This window comes from Lapidilactobacillus dextrinicus DSM 20335, from assembly GCF_001436095.1.
GTDB lineage: Bacteria > Bacillota > Bacilli > Lactobacillales > Lactobacillaceae > Lapidilactobacillus > Lapidilactobacillus dextrinicus.
Genome location: NZ_AYYK01000022.1, coordinates 15,170 through 37,408, shown reverse-complemented (window position 1 = coordinate 37,408; position 22,239 = coordinate 15,170). Strand labels below are relative to the sequence as shown.

At 37.8% G+C, this 22,239-nt stretch carries 16 protein-coding genes and 2 pseudogenes; 14 read left to right on the top strand and 4 right to left on the bottom strand.

Annotated features, from left to right (window positions below; translation table 11 throughout):
* Positions 1-101 precede the first annotated feature (101 nt).
* Genes FC84_RS07925 through recD2 form a run of 3 tightly spaced genes read left to right on the top strand, consistent with a single transcriptional unit; the run spans position 102 to position 3,877 of the window.
* A complete protein-coding gene (locus tag FC84_RS07925) occupies positions 102-770 on the top strand; it encodes a histidine phosphatase family protein (protein ID WP_057757526.1) in 669 nt (222 codons plus the stop codon).
* 18 nt (positions 771-788) lie between these two features.
* The gene (locus FC84_RS07920; RefSeq protein WP_057757525.1) at positions 789-1,424 is read left to right on the top strand and encodes a tetratricopeptide repeat protein; all 636 of its coding nucleotides are present in this window, start codon (positions 789-791) and stop codon (positions 1,422-1,424) included.
* A 2-nt stretch (positions 1,425-1,426) separates the two neighbouring features.
* Positions 1,427-3,877 (top strand): SF1B family DNA helicase RecD2, encoded by a 2,451-nt coding sequence (gene recD2 / locus FC84_RS07915; protein WP_057757523.1) that lies wholly within the window; start codon positions 1,427-1,429, stop codon positions 3,875-3,877.
* 85 nt (positions 3,878-3,962) lie between these two features.
* On the opposite strand, the pseudogene FC84_RS07910 reads toward recD2, so the two are convergent.
* Positions 3,963-5,094: pseudogene (locus tag FC84_RS07910) on the bottom strand (NADH-dependent flavin oxidoreductase).
* A 208-nt stretch (positions 5,095-5,302) separates the two neighbouring features.
* On the opposite strand from FC84_RS07910, the pseudogene FC84_RS07905 reads away from it, so the two are divergent.
* Positions 5,303-5,485 (top strand): annotated as a pseudogene (locus FC84_RS07905) (winged helix-turn-helix transcriptional regulator); the annotation flags it as partial.
* 100 nt (positions 5,486-5,585) lie between these two features.
* On the opposite strand, the gene FC84_RS07900 reads toward FC84_RS07905, so the two are convergent.
* The 3 genes from FC84_RS07900 to FC84_RS07890 form a co-directional block, all read right to left on the bottom strand.
* Positions 5,586-6,533, bottom strand: coding sequence for a diacylglycerol/lipid kinase family protein (locus FC84_RS07900; protein ID WP_057757521.1), 948 nt, complete (start codon positions 6,531-6,533; stop codon positions 5,586-5,588).
* A gap of 169 nt (positions 6,534-6,702) precedes the next feature.
* Positions 6,703-8,400 (bottom strand): ribonuclease J1, encoded by a 1,698-nt coding sequence (rnjA, locus tag FC84_RS07895; protein ID WP_057757519.1) that lies wholly within the window; start codon positions 8,398-8,400, stop codon positions 6,703-6,705.
* Positions 8,400-8,615, bottom strand: coding sequence for a DNA-directed RNA polymerase subunit epsilon (locus tag FC84_RS07890; RefSeq protein ID WP_057757517.1), 216 nt, complete (start codon positions 8,613-8,615; stop codon positions 8,400-8,402). Before FC84_RS07890 ends, rnjA begins: the two co-directional genes overlap by 1 nt.
* 222 nt (positions 8,616-8,837) lie before the next feature.
* On the opposite strand from FC84_RS07890, the gene FC84_RS07885 reads away from it, so the two are divergent.
* From FC84_RS07885 to FC84_RS07840, 10 genes are all read left to right on the top strand, one after another.
* Complete coding sequence (locus FC84_RS07885; RefSeq protein ID WP_057757515.1) at positions 8,838-9,302, top strand: hypothetical protein; 465 nt, start codon at positions 8,838-8,840, stop codon at positions 9,300-9,302.
* A gap of 258 nt (positions 9,303-9,560) precedes the next feature.
* Positions 9,561-10,217 (top strand): ABC transporter ATP-binding protein, encoded by a 657-nt coding sequence (locus FC84_RS07880; RefSeq protein WP_057757513.1) that lies wholly within the window; start codon positions 9,561-9,563, stop codon positions 10,215-10,217.
* Positions 10,195-10,959, top strand: a complete 765-nt coding sequence (locus FC84_RS07875) for an ABC transporter permease (RefSeq protein WP_057757511.1) — start codon at positions 10,195-10,197, stop codon at positions 10,957-10,959. Before FC84_RS07880 ends, FC84_RS07875 begins: the two co-directional genes overlap by 23 nt.
* Before the next feature lie 111 nt (positions 10,960-11,070).
* Positions 11,071-12,063, top strand: a complete 993-nt coding sequence (locus FC84_RS07870) for a LacI family DNA-binding transcriptional regulator (RefSeq protein WP_057757697.1) — start codon at positions 11,071-11,073, stop codon at positions 12,061-12,063.
* A 294-nt stretch (positions 12,064-12,357) separates the two neighbouring features.
* Complete coding sequence (locus tag FC84_RS07865) at positions 12,358-14,034, top strand: alpha-glucosidase (RefSeq protein ID WP_057757509.1); 1,677 nt, start codon at positions 12,358-12,360, stop codon at positions 14,032-14,034.
* A gap of 241 nt (positions 14,035-14,275) precedes the next feature.
* A complete protein-coding gene (locus tag FC84_RS07860) occupies positions 14,276-15,493 on the top strand; it encodes an extracellular solute-binding protein (protein WP_057757507.1) in 1,218 nt (405 codons plus the stop codon).
* 82 nt (positions 15,494-15,575) lie between these two features.
* A complete protein-coding gene (locus FC84_RS07855) occupies positions 15,576-16,925 on the top strand; it encodes a carbohydrate ABC transporter permease (RefSeq protein ID WP_057757505.1) in 1,350 nt (449 codons plus the stop codon).
* 4 nt (positions 16,926-16,929) lie between these two features.
* A complete protein-coding gene (locus tag FC84_RS07850; protein ID WP_057757503.1) occupies positions 16,930-17,784 on the top strand; it encodes a sugar ABC transporter permease in 855 nt (284 codons plus the stop codon).
* A gap of 133 nt (positions 17,785-17,917) precedes the next feature.
* Positions 17,918-19,705 carry a glycoside hydrolase family 13 protein gene (locus tag FC84_RS07845; RefSeq protein ID WP_057757501.1) on the top strand — a complete coding sequence of 596 codons (1,788 nt, stop codon included), beginning with the start codon at positions 17,918-17,920 and terminating at the stop codon, positions 19,703-19,705.
* Positions 19,706-19,881: 176 nt separating this feature from the next.
* Positions 19,882-22,170, top strand: a complete 2,289-nt coding sequence (locus FC84_RS07840) for a glycoside hydrolase family 65 protein (RefSeq protein WP_057757500.1) — start codon at positions 19,882-19,884, stop codon at positions 22,168-22,170.
* Positions 22,171-22,239: the final 69 nt, after the last annotated feature.

The window sequence follows — 22,239 nt, the reverse complement described above, 5'->3', positions numbered from 1 at the left end:
GTGAAAGATTGACGTGTATTAATGCGGCAAGATTTTCCCTTAAACAACTTACCGACAGTTGCTTTGCGCACGTTTTAATACATAAATTTGAGGATGGGTATATGACGAAATTCTTCTTTGTACGACATGGTAAAACAGAATGGAATTTAGAGGGCCGTTATCAAGGTGCAGGCGGTGATTCACCGTTGTTACCAGATAGCTATCATGATTTTCATAGTTTGGCACAATTTTTATTGGCACATCGCGTTAAGTTCCGGGCTATTTATACAAGTCCACTATTACGCGCTCAAACAACAGCTGTTTTTTTAAGTGAAAACTTAAATCAAGATATTCCCATCCATATTGAGCCACGATTAAGAGAATTTAATTTAGGTATTATGGAAGGTAAGACGTTTAAAGAAGTTGAAGCTAAGTATCCTGAAGCAGTTGATGATTTTCGTCATCATCCTGACCAATTTGAACATAATCGGGTTCATGCCGAAACTTTTACCCAATTAATTATGCGAATGCGCAAAATTATTTTAGATATTGCTCGGCGTTTTCCTAACGATGACGATAATATTTTGATCGTTAGTCACGGTGCAGCGTTGACGGCATTAATCCAATCACTGTTAGAGACACCATTACCGGATTTACGTAAACAGGGTGGGTTAACCAATACGAGTTTGACGATCGTACAGACGAAAGATCATGGTCAACATTTCGAAAAAGTACTTTGGAATGAGACGTCATATTTAGGGAAGAAACTTGGTAAAACAGATACGATTTAATGCAGTAGGGAGATCAAAATGAATCAGGAAGTACAAGACTTATTTGCTCAAGGTCAACGAGAAACAGCTATTGTTAAATTAACCCAGCTTTTAAATGCCGATCCCAATAATGTTGATTTATTAGTTCAACTGGCGACAATGTTAATTCAAGTTACGGATCTAACCCAAGCACGACAATTATTACAACGGGCAGCAGTTTTAGCGCCAGATCGGGCTGATATTACTTATAATCGTGCAATTATCGCTCATCAGCTCCAACAAAACGATCAAGCGATTGCCTTGTTAACGACTATTTTGCATTCAGAATATGCCCGTGAAGCCAGTTATATGTTAGCGGTCATTTATTTTGAACAAGCTGATTTACCTCGTGCCACAGTTTTTGCTTTAACAGCAGTTGAAGATAAGAACGCTGGTTTTACTGAAAATCTCTTATTGGCCCAAATTTTTGCCAAGCAACAATTGTGGACGCAAGCTTTGCCTTATGCACAACAGGCACTTAAATTAGAACCTGACAATCCAGATATAGCTTTTACAGCGGGTGCGGTGTTATTAAACACGCAGCAATTAGAAGCTGGAACGCAACTACTACAACAGGCAGCTAAGGTGGCACCGAAGAAGTACGGCGATGCAGTTAAATTGATTTTAGCGGAGTAATCATGAAGACAATCTCAACCAATGCAGAGTTAGAAGGATTTATCGACGGCGTTTTGTTCGAAAATCCAACCAGTCTGTTTAAAATAATTTCGGTTAAAGTAACTAAAAAGAATTTTGACTGGAACGATGAAATGATGATCGTAACCGGCAGTTTTGGTGACCTTAATCTAGAAGAAAAGTATCAATTCACAGGTTTAATTGTTGAACATCCTAAATATGGCCAACAGTTTCAGGCGGAGAGTTACGCCTTAGTGCGTCCAGATACTGAGGCTAGTTTGATTAATTACTTTTCAGGTTCTCAATTTAAGGGAATTGGTAAAGCCACAGCTAAAAAGATTGTTGATAGTCTAGGGATTAGTGCGATTGATCAATTGTTAGCCAATCCAGATAAATTAGCCACGGTTGGTATTAAAAAGACACAACAAGAGGCTATTATTCAACAGCTAAAACAGTCACATGGTACGGAACAATTGATGATTAGTTTAGGTGAGTTTGGCTTTGGCCCTCGTTTAATTGATCAGATCATTTCGAAGTATCATACAGAAGCGTTGGAAATTCTTAAAAAGAATCCGTATCAACTTGTTTACGATATTCAGGGAATTGGCTTTAAACGGGCTGACCAAGTCGCCGAGCAATTAGGAATTGCGGCTGATGCACCGGTGCGAATTGAAGCTGCGCTGATTCAATTTTTGCGTAATGATCAAGCTATCAATGGGAATACTTATTCAGATCCAGAAACGGTTTTAGAGGGTGCATTGCAATTGTTGCAATCTAATCGTGGCCAAGTCCCAACTGATCAACAAATTGCGGAAGAATTAGTCTCACTAGCTAGTCAAGGTGGCATTATTGTTGAGAGCAAACGAATCTATTTGCGCGCCAGTTTTCAAAGTGAATTTGATATTGCCAACCGTTTAGAAAAATTAACGACGGCCAAAGTTAAACCATGGTCTGAAAAGTCGTTTGCTAAAGAGTTAAAGGCTTTATCTCGGTGGTTAAAAGTTACTTATGACCAACATCAAATTGATGCTATTAAGATGGGATTAAATAATCCATTAAGTATTTTAACCGGTGGTCCAGGAACAGGAAAAACAACAATTTTGAATGCGGTTGTGGTTCTGTTTGCAAAGCAACATCATTTGAGTTTAGATCCGAAAGATTACGAAGATGGAACTTTTCCAATTCAGTTAGCTGCACCAACTGGTCGAGCAGCCAAGCGGTTAAGTGAAACCATTGGCCTGCCTGCACAAACCATTCATCGTTTACTAGGGTTAACCGCTGTTGATGATCCCCATTACTTAGACCAAGCACAAGAAATTAATGGGCGTTTATTAATTATTGATGAGATGTCGATGGTTGATCAACAACTATTTCAAACATTAGTTCAGTCAGTTCCTGAAGGAATGCAAGTCTTATTAGTTGGTGACCAAGATCAATTGCCCTCGGTAGGACCAGGGCGTGTTTTTGCCGATTTAATTGCCAGTGGTTGCATTCCAACAACGAAGCTCACCAAGATTTATCGGCAATCTGCGGATTCAACAATTGTTTCTTTAGCACAAGAAATTAATCAAGGGCATGTTCCAGATAATTTAACGGCTAATTTACCAGATCGCTCATTTATTACTTGTTTACCGGGGCAAGTCGCTCATATTATTGAACAAGTTGTGGCTAAGTCAACGGCCCGCGGTTTTTCATTAGAAGAGACTCAGATTCTAGCGCCAATGTATCGGGGTGTTGCCGGAATTGACGTATTGAATAATGATGTTCAAGCACTAGTTAATCCTAAAAAAACCCCTCAAACTAAAGAAGTGGTCTTTGGCGATGTTAAATATCGGATTGGTGACAAGGTAATTCAATTACAAAATGATGGTCAGCGCGGTATTTATAATGGCGATATTGGGCGTATTACCGGCATTGAAGTTGCTGGAAAGAAAAACGATCATCAGGCTAAATTGTTTGTTGATTTTTCTGGACAAGAAGTTGAATTGACCCAAGCAGATTGGCGTAATTTAAGTCTGGCTTATTGTGTGTCCATTCATAAATCACAAGGTAGTGAGTATCAACTCGTTATTTTACCGTTAACCATGCAAAATCGTCGTATGCTGCAACGAAAATTACTTTATACGGCAATTACCCGCGCCAAGGATAAACTCGTGATGGTGGGCCAAAAAGAAGCTTTTGTAAAAGCCATTATGTCTGAGGGCGAAGAACGCCGGACAACATTAGCTATGCGGATTAAAAAGTTATTACAGCCTGAAGAAGTTGCTTCTGATACTGAAACAAGTTCAGAAAATAATGTGGCTAAAACTGACCTTACTGCTCAAGAAGTAAACAAGGGTGAATCAACAGTTAATGAGCCCAGTGATTATCGCTTAACAGCTCAATTAATTGCTTCAGGAACAATCGATCCGATGATTGGCATGGATGGAATAACACCAAATGGCGCAATTAATTAGTTCAATACAAAAAACAGGTCGCGACTTTTTAAAGTTGCGACCTGTTTGCCTTATTATTGAAAATTGAAAGTGTTGTGCTGTTAGCTTATAATTTTTTCTCAAATCCCTCCATTGGGGCAACTTGATTTTGATAACTTTCACCTGCAGTTTTATCAGTCGTAAAGTGCATGACCTTAGCAAATGATTCGCGCAAGTAAACTTGCATGACACGTGGAATTGCTAATTCGTCCATTTCATTAGGACTCATTTTGAAACGAAGACTAGCTTCATCGTCACTAAGAATTTTTTGAACCCATTGCGGTTCACGTAAAAGTTCACGACCAATGGCAACTAAATCGGCACCACCGGCCAAAACATTTTCCGCATCGGTAGGCGTTTCAACGAACCCAATGCCAATTAATGGTAATTCATGATTGGTAACATCTGCAAATTGGTTTAATAATGGTGTTTTATCGTCCTGATTATTTAGTGAGGTTCTTTGATAGCTACCCATTGATAAATGTAGATAACTAATCAAAGGTTTAATCGTTTGGGCAAAAGTTAATGAATCAGCTAAACGAATACCCGGTGTTTCGATTTCTTCAGGCGAAATACGGTAACCTAAAATAAACTGGTCAGATGCATTTTCTTTAATTGTTGCTTTAACTGCATTAATGACAGCTAAAGGAAAGGTCATACGCTTCTCTAAAGAACCGCCCCATTGATCAGTTTGTTGATTAGAATTTGCAGAGAAAAATTGTTGTAACAAATAGGTGTTAGCACCATGAAGCTCGATACCATCAAATCCAGCCAAGATGGCACGTTTAGTAGCTGCAGCGAAATCTTGAATAATTTGTTGAATCTCAACTTCAGTTAATGCACGTGGTGTTTCAGAATTTGGTGGGTAAACGGTAAACTGCAGCAATTGCGCTGGCACTAACTGGCTATTCACCGCGTAAAACTTGATGATTAGATTTACGACCCGCGTGGAAAATTTGTAAAATAGCTTTGGCACTGTCTTGTTTAATGGTAGCGGCTAATTTAGTTAATCCAGGAATCATATCATCACTAGCAGCAGATAATTCACCTTCGAAACCTTTACCGTTATCTGAGACATTGGCAACGGCAGTGATAATCATTCCGGGACCACCGGCGCGGGCTTGGTAATAATCCAGTTCATCATTAGAGACCATCCCATTATAAAAACTCGACATTGTTGTCATTGGTGACATCACAATTCAATTCTTTAGTGTGACCCCATTAGGAAATTCAAGTGGTGTTAAAAATTGATAGTTCTTCATTAATGACACTCCTTAGTGATTAGATTTAGTAGTATTGATTTTGTCGACGTAAATGGGTATAAATGATATACCAACAAAAAGTAAGTATGCACTCTAAAGTGCGATAGGCACTAAAAAGTACTAAATGGAGCAGGAGTGAGTTTTAATGACGAAAAAAATTTATCAATTGGGTGTGGAAGCAACCCTTGAAGTAATCGGTGGTAAATGGAAGCCGATTATTTTATGTCATTTAGGGCAAGGGCCACTTCGTTCCGGCGAGCTAAAACACCGCATTCCCCAAGTTACTCAAAAAATGTTGACGCAACAATTACGAGAACTAGAGCACGATGGCTTTTTAGCCTTATAGTTGTCGATATAAGTAAGAGATTAAACTAACAAAAAAACGTCTGTTAATCCACAAGTTATCAACTTGGGTTAACAGACGTTTTTTAAATCCAAAATGGGTGACTGGCATTGCTAGCTTCAACAATAAATTGATGTGCGCCCATGTCTTCGCCGTCCATTTGGCCGAATTGTTTCGGTGTTATTTCATATTTAAGCTGGTCACCTTTAAAGACGTGAACAGCTGGATCTTTAAGATGACTACCCGTGGTTAGAATACGGATAAATAATTGCAACAGCTTCGGTAAACTTGGTTTTTCAATGACAACTAAGTTTAAGTCGTGAAGATGAGGATCAGCAGTAGGCATAATGTTAACACCACCACCGAAGTATGGAATGTTGGTCAAAGTGACTAAGTAAGCCTGTTTAAATTCTTCAACTTGCTCACCGATGATTTTAAGATCGTAAGTTTGTTGGTCTTTGAAAACAGCAATCAAATTAATGACATAGGCAAATTTGCCAAGATGCAGCCGATTTAACTTCGCCTTCAAAGGTGAATGTTCAGTCATGTGAACGACATGAGCATCAAAGCCAACCCCAAAGTTGTTAATTAGATATTTTTGTTGTTGGTACGCTTGATCAGCTCGGTCGCCTAATTTGATTTTAAAAACATTCAAACTGGTACTACGATGAATTTTTTGGAGGTTTTCAACAAAAGTAGGGGCGTTTTTGGTTAACTGAAGACTACGGGCAAAGTCGTTACCAGAACCGGCCGGGAAATAAGCAATGGGTGTTTCCGGATGTGCGGACTGTTCTAAACCATTTAAAACTTGGTTGACAGTACCATCACCACCAACAACGATTACCACGATAAAATCATCGTCTGCGGTGTCGCCAATTTTTTTAGCTAGTTCAATGGCGTGACCAGAATATTCTGTGAAGTAAGGTGTGTAATCAATCCGTTGATGATCTAATTCTGTTTTTAAGAGTGGCCAAGCTTGTGCGGCAGCACCAGAACCGGCTTTTAGATTAATAATAATTGAAAAATTGGGCAAAAAAATCCCTCCGCAATGATGGATGGTAAAAAACTATTATAACATTTTTTATTAAAAGTCGTATTAGCAAATAAGTTATCAATTAACGGTACTAAAACAGTTGGCTTTTTCAATCAAAAAAATCAGGCAGTCAAACCTGATCTGGGTTGACTGCCTGATAAGCTAATTTTTAATTAGAAGTTGAGATAAGCATTGGTAGAATCAATGGGTGTCGTTCTGTTCGTTCAAACAAGAAGTTTTGTAAGGAATCAATAATAGCATCGCGTAACATTGATTCAGTTACTTTTTCTTCTTCAGCGAACATCTTACGAATTAAACCATAGATGCGCTTTTGTGCTGTCTCAATTAATGGACCTGATTCACGCATGTAAACAAAACCGCGTGACAAAATATCAGGACCAGCTAATACTAATTTCTTCTGATAATCGATAGTGGCAACCACAACGACTAATCCTTCTTCGGAGAGAACGTGGCGATCGTGTAAAACCACATTACCAATATCACCAATGCCACTACCATCGACATAAACGTCATCAGCAGGGAAGTGACCGGCAACACGAGCACGATCTTTAGTGAGTGCAAGCACATCACCATTTTCAAGAATAAAACTATTCTTTTGAGGGACGCCACATAATTCAGCTAATTCAGTATGAATCTTCAACATACGATATTCACCATGAATTGGCATAAAGAATTTAGGTTTGATTAAGCGAAGCATTAATTTTTGTTCTTCCTGACCACCGTGACCAGAAGTATGAATGTTATTAACTTTACCGTGAATAACATTAGCACCAGCTTCAGAGAGTTGGTTGATCAAATGATTAACGCTGATCGTATTACCAGGAATAGGATTACTAGAGAAGATCACGGTATCACCAGGATTAATAGAAATCTGACGGTGAGTACCATTGGCAATACGACTTAAAGCAGCCATTGGCTCACCTTGTGAACCGGTACAGAGAATCATAACTTCATTAGCGGGCAATGAATTGATCTCATGGGCATCAACTAGAACGCCATCAGGAATCTTTAAATAGCCAAGCTCTTGGCCATTGACGATAGCTGTTTCCATGCTACGACCAAAGACTGCAACTTTACGATGATGTTCGATTGCAGCTGAGATAGCTTGGGCAACACGTGAAATATTTGAAGCGAAAGAAGCGAAGATGATTCGCCCTTCAATACCTTCGAAAATATGACGAATAGAGTTACCAACGAAGCGTTCTGACTTAGTAAAGTTTGGTACTTCGGCATTGGTTGAATCAGACATTAATAAGAGCACGCCTTCTTCACCAAGTTTAGCCATACGTTGTAAGTTTGGTGCTGGTTGATCGCCAACTGGCGTTAGGTCAAACTTGAAGTCACCAGTTTCAACAATGACACCTTGAGGCGTATGCACAGCAATGCCAAGTGTGTCAGGAATCGAGTGGGTAGTTCTGAAAAAGGTGACACTTACTTTAGGGAATTTTAAGACAGAATCTTCGTTAATGGCGTGTAATTCTGTACTATTTAGTAAACCGTGCTCTTCAAGCTTGCCTTTAATTAAAGCCATTGCCAAAGGACCAGCATAAACTGGAATATTAGGAATTTGTTTAAGCAAGAATGGAATACCGCCAATATGATCTTCATGGCCATGGGTGATAACCAGTGCTTTGACTTTATCAATGTTATCTGCAATATAACTATAATCAGAGATAACGTAGTCAATACCTAATAATTCATCTTCAGGAAATTTAATTCCGGCGTCAATGATGATGATTTCATCTTGGAATTGAACACCGTACATATTTTTACCAATTTCACCCAAACCGCCAATGGCATAGACTGCCGTTTCATTATTTTGAATCTTAGGCCGTTTGTTGTTCATTAATTAAACTCCGTGAGCTTAAAACTTGGCTCTTTTTGTTCGAATTCCAAGAAATTACCAGTTAATTCTTGGATAAGTTCGATGTTATAGTTCGTATTCTCTTCAACAAGAGCTCGTGCTTCAACAGCAGAGTTAGCCTCTAAATAAAGTGATTGTGTTAATTCTCGTTGAGGATTACGTGTTTTGTCAGGTTGATATAATACTTTAAAAATCAATATAAAAACTCCTTTTATTTGTTTAATTTTTCCGCTCGATTTGGTTGCATTACACAACAGTTATGTTGATGTTATCATATTTTCAAGGAATTGTATACTAACTAAATCGGCAACGAGTCCTGTCTAATGGCATTGAAGATAACGAGCTTAATTCTTTTTAATAGTTTTTAGGGGTGTAGCACCGTATACTAAAGGTAGTCTGATTGAGAAGAGGTGTCCTTGATGTGGTGGCAAATTATTCTGGTTATTATTGCAGCCATTGTTTGTTATTTTACGGTTCATCATTTATGGCTGCGTCAACGACAAATTCATTATCAAAAACAACTTGATCGGCAAATGCGGTCGTTATTACCTAAAATCCAAAAGAAAGTACCCCAAGTATTGCCAGAAACTTTACAAAGTTCAATTCCTGTTTCAATTTGGCATCGTGATGTTTTGATTTATGAGTATCTGGTGCAGTTAAGCTGTGATGACGAAATTAAGATTACCGCACCACAATTAAGTGTGGTCTTAAATGAAGGGTTAGATTTACCAGCACGATTATTAGTTACGGAATGTTGGCAACGTGGAACAACTTTTCATTTCGATGTGGTTTACTTAAATAACCCAACTACCTTAGAGTATGTTGGCGATATGGAAAAGATTGATGCAGATAATTTAGAACATCACGTTCCCAAAAATAAATAGGTTAAAAATAGCCTTGAATTTTTAGGTCGCGCACTCATTTACCGAGTGAAGCAATATATGCACATATGGTAGTCACTTAAAGCGGGAGGAAATATGTGCCCGTTTTTTGTTATTAATTTTGAGTGGTACATAATTTTTGATTAATCAGATGGTATTGTAAAAATTGTTATAATCATGATAAAGTATTCTAGATTAGAATTGTTATAAAACTTAGTATCATAAAAATAAGCTATTTTAATTATTGGGAGCTGACGAAATATGTCAATTTTAACAATGCGGCAGGTTGACTTTGTTGTCGAGGAGAAGCCAATTATCAATGGTATTAATTTACAAGTTAACTCAGGTGATTACTTAACCATTAGTGGTCCTTCCGGTGGTGGTAAAAGTACGCTATTAAAGTTAATCGCGACACTGTTAACACCGACAAGTGGGGAAATCTTATTTAACAATCAGGCCCAAGCAAGTTATCCAACCACAGATTATCGCAAAGAAGTTTCCTATTGTTTTCAACAACCAACGCTCTTTGGCGAGACTGTTCAAGATAATTTGGCATTTCCGTTTCTTGTTCGCGGCAAAGCATTCGAACAAGCTAAAGTTGATCATTTGTTAGATTTGGTCGATCTACCTGAATCATATTTAACTAAGAAAATTACGGAGTTATCTGGCGGTGAACGGCAACGGGTAGCCTTGATTCGTAATTTGATTTTCTTGCCTAAAGTCTTATTACTTGATGAAGTAACCGTTGGGCTAGATAGTGCCAGTAAAGCCATTGTTAAAAAATTAATTCAACGGGTTCATGCTGACGGGGTGACTATTTTATTAGTAACTCATGAAAGTGATATTTTGGCACAGGCACAACAGGTTATTTGGATTAAGGAAGGGAAGATTGTCGATGAATCAGCTATCAGTCAATAATTTATCATTGGTGTTTTCTTTTGCGCTGGTATTAATCGGCGTGGCCATTAGTGAACGGGAAAAATTAAATCTAACCAAAGATATTTTTTATAGTATTGCGCGGGCGGTTATCCAACTGATTATTGTCGGTTATTTATTAAAATATATTTTCCGCGTTAACAATGTTGTTTTAACAAGTGCGATGAGTTTCTTCATTGTCCTTAATGCCGCTTGGAATGCGTATAAACGTAATCCGAATCAGCATAAACGTTATTTAGATTCATTAATTGCTATTTTTGTCAGTACTTACGTCACCATGGGCGTTTTGATTGCCTCAGGTGCCATTAAATTTGTTCCCTCTCAGATTATTCCAATTAGTGGCATGATTGCCAGTAATTCAATGGTGGGGATTGGTTTGTGTTATCGTAGCATGAATCAACAATTTCACGATCAGCATCAACAGATTTTGGAAAAATTGGCCTTAGGTGCAGATAAGAAGTTAGCTTCTTTACCTATTTTACGGGCTAGTATTAAAACTGCGATGCAGCCAACGATTGATTCTGCTAAAACAGTTGGTCTTGTTAGTTTGCCCGGTATGATGTCTGGTTTGATTTTTGCTGGTGTTGATCCTGTTAGGGCGATTAAGTACCAAATTATGGTGACCTTCATGTTAATGACCACGACGAGCTTAGGCTCAATTATAGCTGGTTATGCAGCCTACCAGAATTACTTTAATGCCCAAGATCAATTAATTGATGGCTAGTTTAATGTAGATGGCAAAACTGATCGGTTAATTGGATCAGTTGGACCTAGGCTTGTTAATCAAATCCCAGCTGGATATAATGAGAGTAATTCATAGAAGTAGGTGAGTACAATCGCAACTTTAACTGATGTGGCAAAAGCTGCAAATGTTTCGAAGATGACAGTTTCTCGTGTGATTAATCATCCTGAACAAGTGACAGATGAATTGAAAGCACTTGTCTTCAAAGCCATGAAAGAATTAGACTATCAGCCGAATTTTGCTGCAAAAGCGTTGGCCGCTAATACGACTCGTATTATTAAGTTAATTATTCTGGAAAAAGTTGATACGGTTGAACCTTATTACGCCACTTTATTAATGGGCGTTGCCCAGGCATTGAATGAACATCAGTATGCGTTGCAAGTAGTTACACAAAAAAATGCCGATATTGGTGACTGTGATGGTTATATTATCACTGGTGCACGGCGAGATGACTTTGATTGGCTTAATCAATTGAACCGACCAACGATTCTTTTTGGTGAGAATCGACATAATTATGATTATGTCGATTCGGATAACAAATATGGTACGTTTTTGGCGACTAGTGCTGCAATTAATGATGGTTATGACCAAATTATCTTCTTTGGTATTGAGTTAAAAGAGTCATTTGAATATTCGCGCGAACGCGGTTATATGGATACCATGCAAAAAGATGGCCGTAACCCACAAATCGTTCGTTTTGGCAATCACTCTTCTGAAGCCCAGAACTATGTTGAAAACCACTGGCATGAATTTAAACCCAACACTTGTTTTGTCTGTTCAAGTGATCGCTTAGCTATCGGGGTTGAACGCGGCATTCAACATATGCACGGCAATATTCCCGATGAATTTGGCATTATTGGGTTTGACGGTGTCTTTTTAGATCAAATTGCTGACCCAAAGTTAACAACGGTCAAACAGCCGGTCATGACCATGGGGAGTAAAGTTGCCGCCTTATTGTTACAAAAGATTAATCTAGCTTTGCCCATGAGCGAAGATCATGATCCTGATCGTAACAATCGTGTTGAAGTGATGTTTTCGCCAGAGTTAATTCGGCGCCAGACTACTCGTAATTATCATCGCAGTTAAAAATTTAAATAAGCGAGAGCGTAAAAAGCTAAATCCAAATTTGGATTTAGCTTTTTACATTTTAAGCAGAATGATCTGACTTTTAGAATGCGTTTAACAGCTAATATTCGTCATTGGTCTATTTAAAAGATTAAGCTAGCTTTTGTCTTAGCTTTTTTAAAGGTCATGAAGAAAAGTCATGATTAGTCGTCAGATTAAACCTGTTACCGATAACATTGAGAGAATTACTTGTTGTTTGTGCAAGGGTTTTCTAAGATAGATAAGTAAATGTTATTCGGATTAGGAGGACTAGATATGACGAAATGGTATGATAATGCCATTATTTATCAGGTATACCCGCGAAGTTTTCAGGATAGTGATAATGATGGTTTAGGTGACTTGCGCGGTTTAATTAATCGCCTTGATTATATTAAGTCGTTAGGGGTTAATACAATTTGGTTGAACCCAGTTTTAACTTCACCACAAGTCGACAATGGTTATGATGTTTCGAATTATTATACGATTGATCCGAAATTTGGCGATATGGCAACCATGACTGAGTTAATCGAAAAAGCACACCAATTGGGATTGCATGTATTAATGGATTTTGTTTTAAATCATACTTCTGACCAGCATCCTTGGTTTCAAGATGCTTTAAAGAGTCCTAATAGTTTGTTTCGTGATTATTATATTTGGCAGAAGACTGATAATGGTTTACCACCAAATAATTGGGGCTCATTTTTTGGCGGGTCTGTTTGGCAAGAACATCCAACTGAACCAGGCGCATACTATTTCCACCTTTTTGATAAACATATGCCGGATTTGAATTGGCGTAATCCAGAAGTACGTGAAGCAATGATTGAAGTGGCTAAGTTCTGGGTTGAAAAGGGAATAGATGGTTTAAGACTTGATGCTTTTATTCATATTGCTAAAGGTAACTTACGCCAAAACTATCCAACTGATTCAACTCAACCAGTTGTAGCAGAGCCGATGTTTGCTAATTTGCCCAATGTAGTGACGTATTTACAAGAATTTATTAATGAACTACGCAAGATTAATGCGGATTTGTTTATTTTAGGTGAGGGCGCTTCAGCTGATCCTAATTTAGCAGCGTTGTACACACGCAAGACCAATGGCAGAGCCTTATGCGATGCTATTGTTAGCTTTCGTAATTTACCTAAAAAGAAAAAAACAGCTACTTCTTTATCAACCACTTTACAATTACCTCAACCAGAAGTACTAGACGTTGCTAGTTTACCGGTCTCTATTGTTGAATGGCAAACGACTTTAGCACAAACAACACAGCCGACCTTATATTTTAGCAATCACGATTTACCAAGAATGGCAACGACTTACGGTGATCCGCAATATCCAACGGAGAGTCTCAAGACGCTAGCGACCATGTTGTATTTACAAAAAGGAATTCCCATTATTTACTACGGTGAAGAGTTAGGCCTTAAGAGCGCTGAACTAACGCGTTTCTCTGCATTTCAAGATCAAACCGTAACGGACTTAGAACAGCAAGTGCCCGAAGGTCAAAAACAAGCTGTCTTAAAAGCACTTTCGCAAGTTCACAAAACAGCTGCGCGCCAAGCAATGAGTTGGGATCAAAGTTCAAATAATGGTTTTTCTACTCATGAACCTTGGTTAAGAGTGGCGCCTGCGTCGACTACTGTTGCTCAACAAGAAAGCGATCAAGATAGTATTTTGAATTTTTATCGTCGGTTATTGAGACTTAAACAGCAACCAGCTTTTGCAATTGGCGACTTTGAGCTATTAAATGCACCAACGTCAGTGATTATGTATCAACGAAAATCAACAGATCAGTCGTCGTTAGTTATTACCAATCTTTCTCAGCAAGAACAAACAGTTACTTTGCCCCATAAATTAACCGAACAGCCACAATTAATAACCGGAAACTGGCAGTTTAAAGAGCGAGAATTACTATTAGGTCCATGGGCGAGTGTTGTTTTTGTGAGTCAACATCTTTAATTGAACTAGTGAACACCGTTAATAAATTTGTCATTTACTGAAAACAGATTTATTTAAATTGTTAAAAATAATAGTTGAAGCGGATTCATTTTGAAGGTCAGTTTATCGTTTATAATCAATAACTTTGCAATAACGCTTTTTCTGTTATCGGTAACAAGGCAAATCGTCTTGATTATAAAAGAGCAAGCTGTGATAATGACCCTTGTAAGCGAAATCATATTTTATTTGGGAGGAACTAAAAATGAAATCATGGAAAAAGATTATGGTCGCTGGTGCTTCTGCATTAGCACTTGCAACAGTAGCATCTGTCAATAGCCAAAGTGTTTCAGCAGCAACAGCAAAACCAAAAGGTAATGTCACATTATGGGTTGATACAAACAATGTCCCTTCATATAAGAAATTAGTTAAACAATTCGAGAAAAAATATCCAAAAGTCAAAGTTAAAGTTTCAACTAGTCCTTCAGGCTCAGCTTCAGCTAAAACAGACTTATCTAAAGATCCTTCAAAAGCAGCCGATGTTTTTAAAGCACCTAATGATCAACTTGGTGCAATGTATAATGCAGGCTATATTAACCCATTATCACCTTCAGCAACAAAATGGGTTAAGAAAAATGATGTTAAATTAGCTGGTAAGGCCGTTACTTGGAAAGGGCAATACCTAGCTTATCCACAAGATGTTCAATCAAACATTATCTACTATGACAAATCTAAATTATCAGCTGATGAAGTTAGTTCATGGTCTACTTTGACATCAAAAGGTGTTATCGGTACTGACTTTACCAATGCCTATAACTGGTATCCAGCATTCTTGTCCAACGGAACTAACTTATATGGTAAATCAGGTGAAAAATTAAACGGTACCAAGGTTAATAACGAAAAAGGCGTCGAAGTTATGACTTGGTTAGCTGCTCAAAAGAACAATAAAGGTGTTCGCCAATCAGGTTCAGCATTGTTAAGTGATTTAGAAAACGGTAAGACTCAAGCAATTCTTGACGGTCCTTGGGATGGTCAAAGTGTTAAGAAGATTTTGGGTGATAACTTTGGTGTCACAATCTTACCTAAGTTAAACTTTGAATCAGGCGACAAACAAATGAAGTCTTTCTCTGGTGTTGGTACATTAGCTGTTAACGCTAAATCAAAGAATCAATTAGCAGCAACTACCTTGGCACAATACTTGTCTAACAAGTCTTCACAAGTAGCTCTTTACAAGGGAACTAATGCTATTCCAGTTGCTAAAAAAGCTCAAAAGAATAAAGTCGTTAAAGCAGATCCTGTTGCCAAAGCCGTTATCAAACAAGCTAATTTGAGTGTTGTTATGCCTAAGATGAATCAAATGGCAACGTTCTGGAACTTAGCAGCACCATTAGTTGATAATGCATACACTGGTAAGACTAAACCTGCAGATTACAAGACTCAACTTGCATCATTTGAAAAGCAAATCTCTAAAGATTCGAAGTAATGCTGGTATTATCTGCAAAGGGGTTAGGGTTGCCTAACCTCTTTGCTTTTCAAGATTAGATTAAGAAAAGGACCGTAAACGTATGTTTAAAAAGAACGCAAACACAGCGCCTGAGGCCACGTTTAAAGAAACCTGGCAAAAAGGAGATTGGGCTACAAAACTTAGCTTCATCATCATGGGGATCAGCCAGCTAAAAAACAAACAATGGCTCAAAGGTCTGATCTTTCTAATCAGTGAAGTTGCTTTCTTAGTCTGGTTCTTCTACAGCGGTATTAGTGCAATTAGCCTTCTAAGTAGTTTAGGTAAAATCAAAAAGCTCACCCGAGTTTTTGATGAAAAACAAGGTATTTGGGTAACTAAACAACCTGATTCTTCAATGGTTATTTTACTTTTTGGTATTGTTTCTATTATTTTAATAATTCTGTTATTGATTCTTTACTATGTTAGCTTGAAGTCAACGCGTCATCTTTATGCTTTAAACCGTGATGGTAAACATATTCCTTCGACCAAGGAAGACTTGGCAACATTATTAGATTCACGATTACATCAATTATTAATGTTTTTACCATTAGCTGGTATATTTGCTTTTACTGTAACACCAACTATTTATATGATTACGATGGCTTTTACCAACTTTAACCAATATCACCCAATCGGTTTTTCATGGACTGGCTTGCAATCATTTGGTCAAATTTTAACCGGTGATATGGCAGGAACTTTCTTCCCGGTTTTAGGTTGGACTTTAATTTGGGCTGTGGCAGCAACAGCTACCACTTTCCTTTTCGGGGTTTTATTAGGATTATTGATTGAATCTAAAGGAATTAAATTCAGAGGTTTCTTCCGGACCTTATTTGTGGTTGTCTTTGCCGTTCCGCAGTTCGTATCTTTATTGATGATGTCAATGTTCTGGGACAATGCGGGTCCAGTAAACAGTTGGTTACAACGAATGAACTGGATTTCACAACCAATTCGTTTCTTGCAAGATCCTAACTTAGCGAAGATAACAGTTATCGTAACTAATATGTGGATTGGTATTCCAGTAACCATGTTAATTGCTACGGCGATTATTCAAAACTTACCGCAAGATCAAATTGAAGCGGCTAAGATGGATGGTGCTAATCCATTCCAAGTATTCCGTAGTATTACTTTCCCACAGATTCTCTTTGTCATGGGGCCATCTTTAATTCAACAATTCATTGGTAATATTAATAACTTCAACGTTATTTTCTTATTAACTGGTGGTGGCCCACTGAATTCTAAATTCTACCAAGCTGGATCAACTGACTTGCTGGTAACGTGGTTATACAAACTAACAATGCAATCAGTTCCTGATTATAATATTGCTGCAGCTTTAGGTATTATTATCTTCGTTATTTCTGCAATCTTTTCACTATTAACTTATCGTCGTACAAATGCGTTTAAGGAGGGCTAATACGATGCATTCATATAAACAACAACGAAAGCTTTCTTTAACGTTTAGATATATTTTGCTGATTGTTTTAGCAATCGTTTGGGTTTTTCCGATTGTTTGGATCGTGATGACTAGCTTCTCAGTTAACTTGTCTGGCTTTGTCTCGACATTCATTCCTAAGCAATGGACATTTAGTAATTATGCCAAAATCTTTAATAGTAAACTATATCCCTTTGGTAGCTGGGTTTTAAACACCTTTGTTATTGCAGTCATCTGTGCAGTCGTCAATACATTTACGACAACAGTGATGTCGTATTGCTTATCGCGATTACGCTTTAAACTACGTAAGCCATTTTTACAGTTTGCTTTAGTATTGGGCATGTTTCCCGGTTTTATGTCAATGATTGCTTTGTATTATATGTTAAAAGCAATTGGTATGACTAATTTAGCAGGTTTGACTTTGGTTTATATTGGCGGTGCTGGTTTAGGCTTTTATGTCATGAAGGGTTTCTTGGATACTATTCCTCGTTCTCTTGATGAGGCGGCTGAACTAGAAGGCGCAACTAAGTGGCAAGTCTTTACGCATATTATTTTGCCATTAGATCGGCCTATGATTATTTATACGTCACTGACAGCTTTCATGGCACCATGGACAGATTTTATTTTCCCAAGTATTATTCTTTCCACAGACAGTCCTAAGAATAAGACAGTTGCTTATGGTCTCTTTAATATGATGTCTAACACTAAGGGCTTAAGCAGTCAGTATTTCACAGCCTTTGTTGCAGGATGTGTGATTATCGCTGTACCAATCACGATTTTATTTATTATCTTGCAACGTTACTACGTTAGCGGCATTACTGCTGGTGCAGATAAAGGTTAATTTAGCCACAACAAAAACCATCCAGCAAAACGGATGGTTTTTGTTTAATTTTAGATTATAAAAATTTAGAATAATTCATCATGACTAGAATGTGTTTGATAATTATTCGGTTTTAAAAGAGAGGTATTCATGAATGGAAACTGCTGCAATTTATCATCGCCCCGAAAGTGAATTTGCTTTTTTATACCAGCCTAACGATTTTCGAGTTCGTTTAAGAACAAAACGTACCGATGTTGCTGAAGTCAATTGTTTTTACGGTGATCCTTATGTTAGTACAACTGATGATTTAACCAATAACTCTGGTAGTTCTCATTGGGATTATCAGACGATAGCAATGCATAAAATAGCAACAACTGAAGATTTTGACTATTGGGAGGCAGCGCTTCAAGTGCCTTATAAACGGGTGCAATACGATTTTGAAGTAGTAGGTCAAGATGGTCAAAAAGTATTATATGGTGACCGTGGTGTATTTCCGTTTACAACTGAATTAATTGGTACCAATGGCAATCCATTCCGGATGCCTTATTTACACGAGATTGATCGCTTTAAAGAACCAGACTGGGTTCGTCACACAATTTGGTATCAGATTTTTCCTGAGCGTTTTGCTAATGGCGATAAGGACAATGATCCTGTTGGCGTTAAACCATGGCGTAGTGATTTAAGCCCTAATCGGACTGACTATTATGGTGGTGACTTACAAGGCGTATTAGACCACTTGGATTATTTACAAGAACTAGGGATTAATGGCATCTATTTCTGTCCGATCTTCAAGGCTTATTCCAATCATAAATATGACACAATTGATTATTTAGAAATTGACCCTGATTTTGGAGATAAGGATTTATTCAGAAGAGTTGTTGAAGCCGCTCATCAACGCGGAATTAAAGTCATGCTTGATGCTGTTTTTAATCATATTGGCGATCAGTCAATTCAATGGCAAGATGTTTTAGCCAACGAAGAAAATTCACGCTTTGCTAGCTGGTTCCACATCAATAAATTCCCAGTAGCCTATGAAGAAACTGACAATTTTGAAAATGCCAAAAAATTAACGTTTGACACTTTTGCCTTCACACCACACATGCCAAAATTAAATACGGCTAATCCTGAAGTTAAGCAATATTTACTAGACGTTGCTGCGTACTGGATTAAGGAGTTTGATATTGATGCGTGGCGGTTAGATGTTGCTAATGAGGTGGATCATGTTTTTTGGCGTCGTTTTGCCGAAACTTGTCATCAATTGAAATCTGATTTTTATATTCTTGGTGAAGTTTGGCATAATTCGCAACCTTGGTTAGCAGGCGATCAATTCTCAGCAGTGATGAATTACGCCTATACAGAAACAATGATTAACGGAATTGTAAAGCATAGTTTAACCCCTAGCCGCATGGTTGATGGTTTAAATTATCAGCGAACATTATATCAACGTCAGGTTAACGAAGTGATGCTTAATACGTTAGACTCACACGATACCGCGCGCCTATTAACTGTTTGTGATCATGATAAGGACCTAATGCGCCAGATCTTGGCGTTCACGTTCTTGCAAGAAGGTGAACCCTGCATTTATTATGGCGATGAGATTGGTATGGATGGAGGCAACGATCCTGATTGCCGCAAGCCGATGAATTGGGACGAGACAACTCAAGATCAGCAGCTATTTAAATTCTATCAACAGTTAATTCAATTACGTTTACAAAATGCAGATCTATTAACTCAAGGTGAGTTTATTTGGGATCAAGTAGACGATGATCAACAGCTGGTCCAATTGACTCGTCGCCAAGACGATCAGCAAATAACCGCGATCTTTAACTTAGGCACACAACCACAACCAGTCAATGTTTCTGGTGAACTATTACTCAGCCAAAACTTAATTGATCAGCAGTTATTAGAGAAGGGATTTATTATTTATAGCCAGTCAATTTGAGGTTAAGTTAAACGACTAAATAATGAAAAATGTGTTATTTCATGGACTGTTATTTTTGAAAAATTCTGATATCGGTAACATCTCAATCTAGCTTGAATTAAGGCCTAGATGTTGCAATAATGCCAATGTAAGCACTTAATAATGACGAATTTATTCAGCAACAGAGGAGTAGAAACATGACGAAACGATTATTTGATATTGATCCATGGGTGGTCAGAACAAGCAAGTTGGCAGTTGCTGATAAACGATTACAAGAAAGTATCACATCAATTGGTAATGGTTATATGGGCATGCGGGGTAACTTTGAAGAAGATTATTCTGGAGATACACATCAAGGCACCTACTTAGCCGGTGTTTGGTTCCCCGACAAAACCAGAGTTGGTTGGTGGAAGAATGGCTACCCAAATTATTTTGGTAAGGCAATTAATTCGCCAGACTTTTTAAGTATTCCAATTACAGTTAATGGCGAAAACGTCGACTTAGCTAAAATTAACTATTCTGATTTTAACTTATCTTTGAACATGAAAAACGGTTCATTACATCGCAGTTTTATTGGTGAATTTAATACCACTAAAGTTAAGTTTGAATTTGATCGTTTTATGAGTAATGTCACGCAACAATTAGGCTTAATTTCAGTTAAAGCAACTGTTTTAACGGGAAAGGCCGAGTTGATTTTACGGCCAATGATTAACGGCGCAGTGCATAATGAAGATGCCAACTATGATGAAATGTTCTGGGAATTAAAAGACCATGGCGAGCAATCTGATCAGCATTATAGTTTAACGATGGAAACAAAAGCCAATCCATTTGGGACGCCACGCTTTACAGTTACTGAAGAAATGCAAAATTTAATTACAACAGATGCGGACTATACCAGAGCATCAGAGATTAGTGAATTAGCCGTTGCTGAAAAGATTTCCGCCACGTTAACGGCAAATCAGTCTTTAACATTATTAAAACAAGTCGCAGTGGTCACCAGTCGAGATGTTCCGGAAGCACAACAATTGGCTCAAACCACGGCAATTTTACAAGCAGCACAGCAGAAAACCTATGCTGAACATTTAGCTGAACAAGATCAAGTTTGGGCAGAACGCTGGGAACAATCAGATGTGCAAATTGATGGTGACCCAGCAGCCCAACAAGGTATTCGCTTTAATATTTTACAATTATTTATGACGTATTATGGCGAGGACTCACGCTTGAATGTTGGTCCTAAAGGCTTCACCGGTGAAAAATATGGCGGTGCTACTTACTGGGATACTGAAGCCTACATCGTGCCAATGTATTTAGCAGTTACTAAACCAATTGTACCTCGACAATTGTTGGAGTATCGTTATAATCAATTGCCAGGAGCCTTTCATAATGCTCAACAACAAGGGCTTAATGGTGCCTTGTACCCGATGGTGACATTTGATGGAATTGAATGCCACAATGAATGGGAAATTACCTTTGAAGAAATTCACCGCAATGCCGCTATTGCTCATGCTATTTATGATTACACTGATTACACAGGCGATGAAACTTACGTCCTTAACCAAGGGATTGAAGTTCTCGTGGCTATCTCAAGATTTTGGGCTGATCGCGTTCATTATTCTCAACGTGCTCAGAAGTATATGATTCATGGTGTTACCGGTCCTAATGAATATGAAAATAATGTTAATAACAACTGGTACACCAACCAAATGGCTGTTTGGGTTTTGAAATATACTTTAGAAATCTTAAATAAAGTTAGTTCTGAAAAGGCCACGGAATTAGCTGTTAGCCAAAATGAGCAATCAAAGTGGCAAGATATTATTGATCATATGTATTTCCCAGAAGATCAGGAATTAGGTATCTTTGTTCAAAATGATGGTTACCTTGATAAAGATCTACGACCAGTTTCAACTTTATCACCAGATGAACGACCAATTAATCAACATTGGTCTTGGGATAAGATTTTACGTTCACCATTCATTAAACAAGCTGATGTTTTACAAGGTATCTATTTCTTAAATGATCAATTCACGCTTGAAGAAAAGAAACGTAATTTTGATTTTTATGAGCCAATGACGGTTCATGAGTCGTCATTATCGGCATGTATTCATAGCATCATTGCGGCTGAAATTGGTGAGGAAGACAAGGCAGTTAATCTGTATGAACGAACGGCGCGGCTTGACCTTGATAACTATAACAACGATACAGATGATGGATTACACATCACGTCTATGAGTGGTAGTTGGTTAGCGATTGTTCAAGGATTTGCTGGTATGCGTCACCATGAAGGTAAATTATCATTTAAGTTATTCTGCCCACAAAATTGGACTAACTATCAATTTAAAATCAACTTCCGTGGTCGTTTATTAGCAGTAAAAGTTGGTCATGAAAACAGTAAGTTAACTTTATTATCAGGTGATAATCTTGAACTAGAAGTAAACGGTCAATCTATAGTTTTAAAGACTGATGAGGATAAAGTTGTCACTAACTAAGTTTCATATTTAGCAATGGCGAATTCTTCCTTGACAATAAGTTCTAACTGCTTTAAATTAAAAATAAAT

Excerpts from the sequence above, each read along its gene's own strand:
- FC84_RS07925 (WP_057757526.1), top strand. The coding sequence starts at position 102 with ATGACGAAATTCTTCTTTGTACGACATGGTAAAACAGAATGGAATTTA.
- FC84_RS07920 (WP_057757525.1), top strand. The coding sequence starts at position 789 with ATGAATCAGGAAGTACAAGACTTATTTGCTCAAGGTCAACGAGAAACA.
- recD2 (WP_057757523.1), top strand. The coding sequence starts at position 1,427 with ATGAAGACAATCTCAACCAATGCAGAGTTAGAAGGATTTATCGACGGC.
- rnjA (WP_057757519.1), bottom strand. The coding sequence starts at position 8,400 with ATGAACAACAAACGGCCTAAGATTCAAAATAATGAAACGGCAGTCTAT.
- FC84_RS07885 (WP_057757515.1), top strand. The coding sequence starts at position 8,838 with ATGTGGTGGCAAATTATTCTGGTTATTATTGCAGCCATTGTTTGTTAT.
- FC84_RS07880 (WP_057757513.1), top strand. The coding sequence starts at position 9,561 with ATGTCAATTTTAACAATGCGGCAGGTTGACTTTGTTGTCGAGGAGAAG.
- FC84_RS07875 (WP_057757511.1), top strand. The coding sequence starts at position 10,195 with ATGAATCAGCTATCAGTCAATAATTTATCATTGGTGTTTTCTTTTGCG.
- FC84_RS07865 (WP_057757509.1), top strand. The coding sequence starts at position 12,358 with ATGACGAAATGGTATGATAATGCCATTATTTATCAGGTATACCCGCGA.
- FC84_RS07860 (WP_057757507.1), top strand. The coding sequence starts at position 14,276 with ATGAAATCATGGAAAAAGATTATGGTCGCTGGTGCTTCTGCATTAGCA.
- FC84_RS07855 (WP_057757505.1), top strand. The coding sequence starts at position 15,576 with ATGTTTAAAAAGAACGCAAACACAGCGCCTGAGGCCACGTTTAAAGAA.
- FC84_RS07850 (WP_057757503.1), top strand. The coding sequence starts at position 16,930 with ATGCATTCATATAAACAACAACGAAAGCTTTCTTTAACGTTTAGATAT.
- FC84_RS07845 (WP_057757501.1), top strand. The coding sequence starts at position 17,918 with ATGGAAACTGCTGCAATTTATCATCGCCCCGAAAGTGAATTTGCTTTT.
- FC84_RS07840 (WP_057757500.1), top strand. The coding sequence starts at position 19,882 with ATGACGAAACGATTATTTGATATTGATCCATGGGTGGTCAGAACAAGC.